The organism is Cryptosporangium aurantiacum, from assembly GCF_900143005.1.
GTDB lineage: Bacteria > Actinomycetota > Actinomycetes > Mycobacteriales > Cryptosporangiaceae > Cryptosporangium > Cryptosporangium aurantiacum.
On the sequence record NZ_FRCS01000004.1, the window covers coordinates 559906 to 570294 of the forward strand.

At 72.5% G+C, this 10389-nt stretch carries 7 protein-coding genes; 1 reads left to right on the forward strand and 6 read right to left on the reverse strand.

Annotated elements, in window-relative coordinates; translation table 11 throughout:
• Window position 1: 1 nt before the first annotated feature.
• The 5 genes from BUB75_RS16970 to BUB75_RS16990 form a co-directional block, all read right to left on the reverse strand.
• On the reverse strand, window positions 2–1084 hold the full coding sequence (locus BUB75_RS16970) for a hypothetical protein (protein WP_073258187.1): 1083 nt from the start codon (window positions 1082–1084) through the stop codon (window positions 2–4).
• Between the two features lie 132 nt (window positions 1085–1216).
• Window positions 1217–1891 (reverse strand): response regulator transcription factor, encoded by a 675-nt coding sequence (locus BUB75_RS16975; RefSeq protein WP_073258189.1) that lies wholly within the window; start codon window positions 1889–1891, stop codon window positions 1217–1219.
• Window positions 1888–4281 carry a sensor histidine kinase gene (locus tag BUB75_RS16980; RefSeq protein ID WP_143175251.1) on the reverse strand — a complete coding sequence of 798 codons (2394 nt, stop codon included), beginning with the start codon at window positions 4279–4281 and terminating at the stop codon, window positions 1888–1890. Before BUB75_RS16980 ends, BUB75_RS16975 begins: the two co-directional genes overlap by 4 nt.
• Window positions 4282–5070: 789 nt before the next feature.
• Window positions 5071–5577 (reverse strand): cysteine dioxygenase, encoded by a 507-nt coding sequence (locus tag BUB75_RS16985; RefSeq protein WP_073258193.1) that lies wholly within the window; start codon window positions 5575–5577, stop codon window positions 5071–5073.
• Window positions 5578–5785: 208 nt separating this feature from the next.
• Entirely contained in the window at window positions 5786–6154 is a 369-nt protein-coding gene (locus BUB75_RS16990) for an STAS domain-containing protein (RefSeq protein ID WP_073258516.1), read from the reverse strand.
• Between the two features lie 48 nt (window positions 6155–6202).
• On the opposite strand from BUB75_RS16990, the gene BUB75_RS16995 reads away from it, so the two are divergent.
• Window positions 6203–7582: a PP2C family protein-serine/threonine phosphatase gene (locus tag BUB75_RS16995; protein ID WP_084741320.1), complete on the forward strand. Its 1380-nt coding sequence runs from the start codon at window positions 6203–6205 to the stop codon at window positions 7580–7582.
• Here the strand turns inward: BUB75_RS16995 and BUB75_RS17000 are convergent.
• Window positions 7579–9954: a SpoIIE family protein phosphatase gene (locus BUB75_RS17000; RefSeq protein ID WP_073258195.1), complete on the reverse strand. Its 2376-nt coding sequence runs from the start codon at window positions 9952–9954 to the stop codon at window positions 7579–7581. The two genes, BUB75_RS16995 and BUB75_RS17000, sit on opposite strands and share 4 nt — an antisense overlap.
• Window positions 9955–10389: the final 435 nt, after the last annotated feature.

Here is a 10389-nt window from a genome sequence, read left to right on the forward strand (position 1 = left end):
GTCAGAACAGCTCCGTGGCGTGGTCGATCAGGGCGGTGACCACGGCGGGCCGGTCGCGTAGCTGCCAGAGCCACGCCGGGCCGTTCCCCTCGGCGGCGAGCTTCTCGGCCTCCTCGACCAGCAGCATCCGCAACTCCCCCGGCGCCGGGCCGCTCGGCGGACGCCGCGACAGCTCGCCATCCTCGGCCAGCACGCCGCTGCGCGGCCGCTGCTCGGCCTCGCGTGCCAGCTCCCGCACCCGGTCGAGGAAGCGGCCGAGTAACGCGCCGGCCGCCGCGACGTGCTCGGTGCCCACCACCCACCGCCCCCGCTGCTCGATCACCACCTCGGCGACGTCGTCACCCGCGGGCCCCCCGGCCAGGTGCGTGAACTCGACGTCGGATCGCAGCCCGGCGACGTCCAGGCTGAGCACGGTGCGGTTGGCCTCGGCGAGATCCACCAGCGCCGCGTACTGCTCGGGCCGCGCGTCCCGCCAGGCGATCAGCGCCGCCGCGAGGTGCCCGGCGCACGCCGCCAGGTCGGGCTCGGCGTCCGTGGGCCAGGCCCGGGTGAGCGCCGACGCGAACGCGCCCCGCCGCACTCCGTCGACCAGCGGAGCGACCACCGCGGGCCCGAGCCGGACCCGCCCGCCGGACGTCGGGATACACGTGTAGTACCCGACGCTGACGATCAGCGCGACCAGCAGCACCCGCCCGGTCGGGTCGACGTGCGGCAGGAACGACCGCTGATCGAGCCAGCGTTCCGGCCGGGCGACCAGGCCGGCCACCGACAGCCGGGTCCGCACCCGGTCGGCGAGCACCGACTGGGCGCAGCTGACGATGCGCGCCTGCGTCCACGGCTCGCGCGCGGGCTGGCGCTGCCAGGCCGCCACGACCCGCTCCTGGGCGTCCAGCGCGAGCTCGTCGCAGACCAAGCAGTGCTGTGAGTGCGCGTTTCGCAGCAGCGGGCTGCGGGACGCCGTGCAACGACGTCCCTGGTGCAGCTGCTGCCGCTGACGCGTGAGCGCGGTCCAGACCACACGCGCGACTTCCGCGGTGTCCCGATCCGGTGTGAGGCGGGCCGGACCCGCCGAGACGACGACCACCTCGACTCCGTTCAGCTTCCTGGTGCAGTACGGGAATCTGTGACCGGCTGTGACGAGAGAGAGCGTGGACTCAAAGTCTCGGCGCTCGCCCGTGGGGCTCGCGCCCGCTGAACAGTGGTCATCGGCGCGCTCTCAGCTAGGAATCCGACGGATCGCCCGCGGCCCGAGGGCCGGTGACGGACGCAGGATCCCGTCCTCGAGGGCGCGCTCGCGAAGGTCCAGCTTCGTGCGCGCGGCCCGGCCCGCATCGTCGTACTTCGCCCGGACCCGGTCGAGGTAGCCCTTCGCCGTCGAGGGTTTGACCCCGAGCCGGCGTGCCACGTCGGTCATCCGCAATCCGGACGCGTACAGGCGGAGCGACTCGGTCTCCTGCAGGCTCAGCGACGGCCGGGTGGGCCGCCGGTCGCTGCGGAGCGCGAACGCCAGCGCGGGCGTCATGAACTTGTGCCCGATGGCGGCCGCGCGCACCGCGTTCCTGATCTCGGTCGGGTCGAGGCTCTTGTGCACGTAGGACAACGCGCCGGCCTCGATCGACTCGACGATCAAGTCGGTGACGTCCTGCGTGCTGATCGTCACGACGGCGGGGCCGGCAGCGGTCACCGCGCGCACGTTGTCGCCGACCGCGCTTCCGTCACCCAACCAGACGTCCAGCAGGACGACGTCCGCACCCCGTCCCCGCCCCTGGAGGAGCTCGTCCACGGACTGGGCGAGATCGACCACCACGAGTCCGGTGTCGGCCGGCGCCAGCCAGGCCGGGAGCCCTTGCAAGACCAACGGGTCGTCGTCGACAGCAGCCACTGTGATCATGAGACCCACCTCACCTCCACCCAGAAACTGCTCGAACCCGGTTCTTCGACATCCGTGCTGACCGTGCCGGGTATCGCTGCCCGGACCCGGTTCAGCAACGTCCACATCGCTGCTTTGACCGCCGACCGCTCGGACGCGACCGGGAGCAGCACGGTCGCGGAGGCGTCCTCCGTGCAGCCGCTCAACGTCACCACCGCCTCACCAGGGCTGGTCAGCCGCAGGATCGCGAGGACCACTGCCACCAACTCGGCGCGCACCGGTTCGGGTACCTCGCCGAAGTCGGGGGCGATCCGCGCCTCCAGCGTGGCCGATCGGTCGGCGGCGGCGCCGGAGAACGACGAGACCATGTCCCGGCGCCAGACCGAATGTTCACCGGCCTCGGTGAGTTCGGAGAGCATGGCCCGCAGCCGGCTGGCCTCGATCGCGCATCGCGCCCGCACCTCGTGGTCGGCGGGGTCGAGCGCGCCGTGGGCCAGCGCGCGGACCAGCGGACGCAGCGAGGCCCCGAGCTCGCGCTGCCACCGCTGCCGGTCTCGCGCCACCGCGGCCAGCGACTGGCGGCTGTCGGAGATCCTGGCCGCCTCCTGCACACCGGCCTCGGCCAGCGCGCCGTTCCGCCGCACCAGGCCGTACGCCACCACCGCGGCCAGTTGCAGGACCAGCGCGCAGAGCAGCGCGGTGACGATCCGGCCGATCGCCTGGGCGTCCGGGCCCATCTGGGCGAGCACCGCACCCACGCAGAGCGCGACGACCAGCGCCGACCAGCCGAGATACTCGGTGATCGGCCGGTGCAGCGCGACGAGCGCCAGCGGCCAGCCGATGTCACCCGGAATCCAGTTGATCCAGAGCACGACCTGGTCGGATCCGTCGATCGCGGCGAGGCCACCGGCCGCCGCCGCGAGCACCAGCAGCTGTGCGCCGATCATCCCGGCGACCGGGAGCGGCTTGGTCGGGCCGCGGACCGCGACGCCGACCACGACCGCGAGGATCGTCAGCCAGGCCGCCACCTCGAGCCAGAGCGGCTGATAGGCGTCGCGCGAGGCGAGCAGGAGCGAGCCGCAGTACAGGTGCCAGACCAGCGCGATGACGACCAGCGCCCAGGCCATCCCGGCCCGGTAGCCGGCGGCGACCGCGGCTTCGTCGGGCTCCGGGCGCCTGCGCGCGGGGACGGCGGGGCCGGGCCCGTCGGGCGACCGCCAGCTCAGCGTCACCTCGGTGCCGCGGCCGACCGCCGAGTCGATCCGCGCCCGGCCACCGACCGCCGCCATTCGCTCGACAATCGACCGGCGGACGCCGGTCTGGTCGGCCGTGGTCGCGGTCGGGTCGAAGCCCTTGCCGTGGTCGGAGATCACGATTCGGACGCCGCCGTCGACCGCGGTGCCGGTCAGCTCCGCGTCGTTGACCCCGGCGTGCCGTTCGACGTTCGACAGGCTCTCGCGTACCGCGCCGGCGATCGCTTCGACGACATCCGGCGGAAGGCGTGGTTCCTCGCCGGGGAGCGACAGCCGGACCGACATCGCACGGCAGCCCGCTTCCCAGCCGATGCTCGCGAACAACCCCGACGTCTCCGGGGCCGCGTCGAGCCGGTCGAGGTCGAGCCGGTCGAGCAGGGCCAGGTCGCGTCCGCACCGGGCGCGCACCAGGTCGGGCCGGTCGGCCAGCGTTCCCCTGGCCACGACGGTCAGCGTGCTGAGCACGGTGTCGTGCAGGTTGCGTTCGAACTGCCGCCGGCTGTGCAGGCGGCTGCGTTCGACGGTCAGCTCGGCGCGGGCCCGTGCGACGTGGTCGAGCGTGGCGTCCGCGCGGCGCGCGCCGCCGCGGATCAGCCGCATCACCGCGACCGCGAGGAAACCCTGCAGGACGAAGATCGCCGCCTGGTTGTCGTGGCTGCCGATCAGCGGCTTGCCCGCCGCGACGACGCCGACCAGGAACGCCGCGCTCTCCGCCACCGCGAGCAGGATCGTCCAGACCGGAGCCAGCGACCACGACGCGACGAAGATCGCGACGCTGGCGCCGCCGACCACCCACGTCGTCGGGTCACCGACCGCCGCGGCGGGCAGGATCCACGGCGCGAGCGCCAGGTACGCGCAGAAAAGCAGGCTGTCGGCGACCGCTACCCACGGCACTAATCGGCCGTGCCGGAGGAACCAGGCGTACGACGCGCCCCAGACGACGGTGCTCGCCACCGCGGCGTGCTGCCACGCGTCGACGCCGCCCGCCGCGATCGCCTGCGGATAGGCCAGCGCCGGAGTGAGCGCCGACCACGCCACCCGGAAGATCAGCGCGATGCGTGCGGCGGAGGCGTCCAGGGCGTCCTGCGCGACGGTGCCCGCGGCCGGTGCCGCGCTCCGTCCTACCTGGGCGCTTCCGCTGTCGTCTTTACCGTCCATTTTGTCGTCCGCGTCGGACCGGTCCGCGGGGCCCCCGCCCCGAACCTCAACCGCTGCCGTCCGCGCGGCGCCGCCGCCCTGTCGGCGCGGCTCAGCCGTGCGGCGCGGCGCGAACACCCTCGCCGCCATGAAGTACTGCGCCTCCGTCCCCCCTCGCGGTTCCCCCTGGTACCGCAGACCGACCGCGGTCGGTGAACCGCGATTGCCGAGAGGCCCTCACGCTGTCAGGCCCGAAAGGGGCCTCTCCACCGTGCTAGCCCTAAGAAAGAACCCGCCTTCTCCCCCGAGAAGGCCGGTTGTTTGGCGACCGCGACCTCGGTTGCCGGAGTCTAGCTGGGGAAACGCGTCCGTCGAGAGTGGTCGAGTCCACGTTGACCGGCCGTACCGTTCGCGCTCAACCGTTGGTGCTGACCAGCACGAACGAACGGTTCACCGGACATACCCCGGGCGGCGCGAACCGACCCACATGCCCGAAGAATGCCCCTAAAAGGGGTTCAAGGTCGCCGATCGGTCCGGTACCAGACCGTCCGCAACGAGGATGTCGAGCCACGAGGCCAGCACGCGCTCCTCGGCGAGCAGACGCCGCGCCACGGCGTCGCTCCGCACCTTCGGTCTCGGCGCGGGCAGAGGCGGACGCGCAGCGGACGGGTCAACCACTGCTCCCCCTCGGCGTCGCAACCGTGCTAGCCCCCAAACCCGGCCAGCCACGTCCGCTGCATGTTGACGGACACACCCCAAAAAAGATGCCGGGCCGACTCCGTGGAGTCGGCCCGGCGTCGGTACTGCTCGTCACCAATCGGTGCCCGCCTTCTCGACGGAGGTCACCTCGGGACCGTGCTCGGTCCAGCGGTAGCGGGTCATGCTGGTCAGCCGCGGCGAGTAGAGGTGAATGCTGACCGCGGGCTCGGCGCCGTCGTTGACGACGTCGTGCAGGTGGCGGGGGCCGAACACCCGCTGCTCGGACGCCTGGAGCACGCGGCCGCGCAGCTGCGGCAGCGCGCTCGCGGGCGCCCAGACCGTGTTCTCGCGGAGCCTGCCACGGACGACGGCGAAGCCGCCCGCGGAGCCGCCGTGGTCGTGCAGGCCGGTCCGCTGTCCGGGCCACCAGCTCAGCAGCCACGCCTCCACGGTGTCGCCGCCCAGGACGTCGCCGACGTCCAGGCGGCCGTACCAGCGGCGGTCGACGTCGTACCGGACCTGTGACTGCCAGTCCACCTCGGCGACCAGGCGCTGCAGCAGCGATCCGAGCCGGAGCCCGGGCACCGTGGGAGCGGGCAGGGTGTCGTTGATCGTCATCATGCTCTCCGGGTTGTCGCGGTTATCGGTCGGATGCGTCAGACAACCGATTTGCGACATCGCGGTACGCCGCCGGAGGGCGCATGCCTCGCCAGCCCCGCCTGCCCCAGAAAGCACTCCTGACCCATGAGTCCAGTAAAGCACATAAGCCCTACCAGTTTGATAGGACTATGGCACAGGCGCAGTTCTGCTCCGTTCGGAGCGGGTGTTAGTTGGGTGACGTTCCCGCCGCGGCCAGTTCGACCGCGTGGTCGAGCGAGTTCGCCGTCGGCAGTACGGTGGACAGGCCGGAGATCGCGAACACGGCCTCGACGTCCGGCCGCAGCCCACAGACGACGAGCGCACCACCGACGCTCATCACCCACCGGGCGTGCGTCGCAACCGTGCCGAGGCCGGTCGAATCGCAGAAGGTCACGCCACTCAGGTCCAGAACGAGGCTCTCCCGACCCTCGTTACGCAACGCGTCGAGGGATTGGCGCAGGGTGCCGGACGTGGCAATGTCGAGTTCCCCGGAGAGCCGGAGAACGCCGACGTTACTGGCCTCTCCGGCATTACTCACCACGACGGACAAGTTCATCTCCACCCCTTCAGCACGTGTCAACGGATACCCCTCGAGGAGGGCGAAATGACCGACGCCGAGAGCGCAGCCTCCGCTGGTGACCAGGCCCGCCCCCAGGTGAGCGGCCTGATTCCGCCCAACGAGGCCGAGCGACTGCGGGCGGTCCGTCGATACGACATCCTCGATACGCCCCCCGACGGGGCATTCGACCGCATTGCGGCACTCGCCGCACGCATCTTCGAGGTTCCCGTCGCCACGGTGACGATCGTGGACGAAGACCGGATCTGGTTCAAGGCCACCCATGGCGTCGACGTCACTCAGATAGGCCGTGACCCGGGACTCTGTGCATCTGCAATTCTCGTCGACGGGCCCACCGCGATCGAGGACGCCACGCTCGACCCGGTCGCCTACAACAACCCGTTGGTCCGCGGTGAGTTCGGGCTTCGCTACTACGCGGCCGCGCCGATCACCACCAGCGACGGCTACAACCTCGGCACGGTCAACGTGATCGACCGGGTGCCGCGGCAGACGGGCGACACCGAGTTGGAGACGCTCGGCGACCTCGCGTCGATCGTGGTGGACGAGTTGGAGCTGCGGCTGTCGGCGATCCGTGAGGTGCGGCTGGAACGGCGTCGGCGTGAGGAGGTGCAGCGGTCGAAGGGGCAGGTCGAGGAGGTCGCCCGCACGCTCCAGCAGACGCTGCTGCCGCCGCGGATGCCGCAGGTACCCGGGATGGAGTTGTCGGCGTTCTACCACGCGGCTCCGCTGCAGGAGGTCGGCGGTGACTTCTACGACGTCTTCCCGCTGGGCGGCCGGCGGTGGGCGATCTCGATCGGGGACGTCTCCGGCAAGGGCGTGAACGCCGCAGCGCTGACGTCGCTCGCCCGCTACGCGCTGCGAGGCGCGGCGATCCAGACGTCGGATCCGTCGCTGGTGATGGCCGCGCTGAACGAGACGATCGTCGCCGACCAGGCCGGGCAGGACGTGCCCCGGTACTGCACCGCGGTGTTCTGCGTGATCGAGCAGACCGACAGCGGATCGGCGCAGGTCCGGCTCGCGAACGGCGGGCACCCGCCGGCCGTGGTGTGCCGCGCCGACGGCAGCATCGAGCGGCTCACCGAGTCCGGTCCGATGCTCGGGTGGCTGCCCGACAGCCAGTACCCGACGCTGGAGACGCTGCTCGGGCCCGGCGACGGGTTGCTGTTCTACACCGACGGCATCACCGACGCCCGCCGCTACGGGCAGCGCTTCGGCGAAGGACGGCTGGCCGCCGCGCTCGCGGACCGGCCCCACAACAACGCGAAGTCGCTGGTGCGGTGGGTGCGGAACCTGATGAACGAGTTCGACCCGCCGGGCTACGACGACGTCGCGGTGATCTCGATCAGCGTCGAACCCGCGCCGGTCCAGGAGCGGCAGCTCACGGGCCTGTGGGCAGCGGGCGACTAGGGCGCCGCGCGGAGCACGAGAATCGCGAGGTCGTCGCGCAGGGGACCGTCGCCGAAGTCGGTGGCGGCGGTCCGCAGGCGGGCGGCGATGTCGGCGGCCGGCAGGCCGGCGACCCTGGCCAGCACCTCGGCCACCCCCTCCTCGCCGAACTGCAGGTCACCGCGGCGACGCTCGGTCACGCCGTCGGTGAAGAAGACCAGCGTGTCCCCCGGCCCGAGGTCGACCACGGACTCCTCGACCTCGATGTGATCGGCCAGCCCCGCGGCCATCCCGCCGATGCCGACCGGCTCCGCTCCCCCGCTCGCGCGGACCAGGATCGGCAGCGGATGCCCGGCCAGGCAGAGCCGCACCCGCAGCCCGCCCTCCCGACGCTCGGCCAGCGCGGCCGCGACCGTGCAGAACACCGTCTGGCCGGTGGATGGCCCGCCGCCTTCCCGCACCAGGTCGGCCTCCTCCACCAGCGCGCGGTTCAGCGCGGCCAGCGCGTACGGCAGGTCGCGCCCCTCGCGCGCGAGCGTGCGCAGCACGTCCCGCACCATGCCGGTCACCGACGCGGCCTGCGGCCCCTTGCCGCACACGTCCCCGATCGCCAACAGCCACCGGTCGTCGCCCAGCGGCAGGACGTCGTAGAAGTCACCACCGACCTCGTTGCTCGCCCCGGCCGGCCGGTACTGCGCCGCGAACTCCAGCCCCTCCGCGACCGGCAGCGACGCCGGGAGCAACGCGCTCTGCAGCGCCTCGGCCACCGAGTCGCGCTCGGAGTAGAGCCGCGCGTTGTCGACCGACAGCGCGGCCCGCCGCGCCAGGTCGACCGCGATCGCGACCTCCTCGGACGTGTGCCGACGCCCCGGCGGGTCACCGATCGACATCGTGCCGACGACCTCGCGCCGCGCGGTGAGCGGAAGCACCAATCCGGACAGTGGGCCGGTCAGCGGCGTCGCCGCGTGCGTGACGGTGGCCGCCCGGATGCGCTCCCGCAGAACCGCGCCCTCCGGCGCGAGAAACGCCTCCTCCAACTCGGGGACGCCACGCTCGTCGTTGTGCACGGCGACGACCAGCTCGGGATCGCCGGCGTCGTCGAGGGTGTGGATCACGCACCACTCGCCCAGGCGCGGCACGCACAGCTGCGCGACCAGCGCGAGCGTCAGGTCCACGTCGAGCGACGACGCGAGCAGCTCGCTGGCGTCGGCGAGGAACGCGAGGTCACCGCGGCGGGTCTGCTCGGTGTCGCGCAGCCGGGCGGCGTCCAGGCTCACCGCCAGGCGCTCGGCGGCCAACAGTGCGAACACGGCGTCCGTCGACCGGAACAGGCTGCCCGCGGGCATGCCCAGCTCCAGGCGGCCCCGGATCGGCGGGCTCGACGGCAGCGCCACCGAGAGCGCCACCCCGGCGCCTGCCTCCGCGAGCGCGGTGGTCGGCGGTAGCAGGTCGGCGTTGCGCGGGCGCGGCGGATCGTCCGGCCAGAGCCGGACCGGCGGGTCGATCGGGTCCTCGGTGATGCCCACCGAGGCCAGCGCCTTGACGCCGGACCCCTCGTCCACCCAGAGGATGCCGAACGCCGCGCCGGTGACCTCGCAGACCCGGTAGAGGATCTCCTGGGCCAGCTCGGTCGAGTCCAGCTCGTGCACGACGCGGTCGGTGAGGTACGTCAGCCAGCCGGCCGCTTCGGCGGCGGGCACCACCGCGGCGCTCCGACCGGCGACCGGGCGTCGCATCTGCTTCGGTGCGGGGACCGGCGTGGGCGCGGATTCGGCGACCGCGGGTGCCGGTGCCGGCGTCGCGGGCCGGATCGTGAGGCCGCCGGAGGCGACGCCACCCGCGGTGACCGTCGCGTTGCGGCGTCCGCGGATCTTGCGTCCCAGCCCGACGCCGGGTTCGCGGCGCAGGCCCCAGCGGGCCTCGACCGGTTCCGCCGGTTCGTCCACCGGCGGCGGCGTCGGGACCGAGCCCGCGCGGGTCACCACCGGGTCGTCCGCGTCGAGGCGGAACCAGACCGACTTGCCCTGCCTGCCATAGGCGACGCCCCACTCGGACGCGAGCGAATCGACGAGGTGCAGGCCACGACCACCCTCGGCCAGCATCGGCGGCGGTAGCGACGGGCCGAGCACCGCGCGGCTGCCGTCGGTGACCCGGACCGTGATGCTGCCCCCGTCGCCGACGACCTCGATCTGCATCGCGGTTCCGGCGTGGACGACCGCGTTCGTCGCGAGTTCGGTGGTGAGCAGCGCCACCTCGTCGGCGAGCGAGGCGAGACCGCACTCCTCCACCACGTCGCGGGCCAGCGCGCGGGCCAGTGCCGGAGACCGGGCGTCGCCCGGCAGTGGTGCCCGTCTCGACACCACCGCGGAACCCGCCGGTTCCGAAGAACTCATCTGATGACCCATCCGCTGGCTCACCTCGCGCCGCTCGTCCTGCGCCGCCCGTTCACTGCCCCAGCTATCGCCGTACAAACCCCCGCCCGGGACAGCTCGGCCGGTGCCGAACTCGAGGGAGGACCCTCCGGTCGACCCGGTGCAGGCCGGGTCGGTTCGGGAAGTCCCGGACAGACCCTAGCGTCCAGGGGCCAACCGCTGCAGAGTCCAGCACGATTCGGGCCGTTGTCCGACACTGTGAATCGCACGAGGCGCCCGAAGTGATCCGATCGGGGGGTACCGATCGGATCCGACGCTCCACCGTGCGTGATACGCAAAGATGGAGGGGTCCACGCGGCACCGGAACCTTCGGCGTCACGGACACCCGGCGAGATGAGGCACACGATGACGACAGCCGAACGGGGCAGGCGCAACCGCCGTCCCGAAGAGCTCGGG

Bases quoted from the DNA above. Each gene is read 5' to 3' on its own strand.
- BUB75_RS16975 (WP_073258189.1), bottom strand. From the start codon at position 1,891: ATGATCACAGTGGCTGCTGTCGACGACGACCCGTTGGTCTTGCAAGGG.
- BUB75_RS16980 (WP_143175251.1), bottom strand. From the start codon at position 4,281: ATGGACGGTAAAGACGACAGCGGAAGCGCCCAGGTAGGACGGAGCGCG.
- BUB75_RS16985 (WP_073258193.1), bottom strand. From the start codon at position 5,577: ATGACGATCAACGACACCCTGCCCGCTCCCACGGTGCCCGGGCTCCGG.
- BUB75_RS16990 (WP_073258516.1), bottom strand. From the start codon at position 6,154: ATGAACTTGTCCGTCGTGGTGAGTAATGCCGGAGAGGCCAGTAACGTC.
- BUB75_RS16995 (WP_084741320.1), top strand. From the start codon at position 6,203: ATGACCGACGCCGAGAGCGCAGCCTCCGCTGGTGACCAGGCCCGCCCC.
- BUB75_RS17000 (WP_073258195.1), bottom strand. From the start codon at position 9,954: ATGAGTTCTTCGGAACCGGCGGGTTCCGCGGTGGTGTCGAGACGGGCA.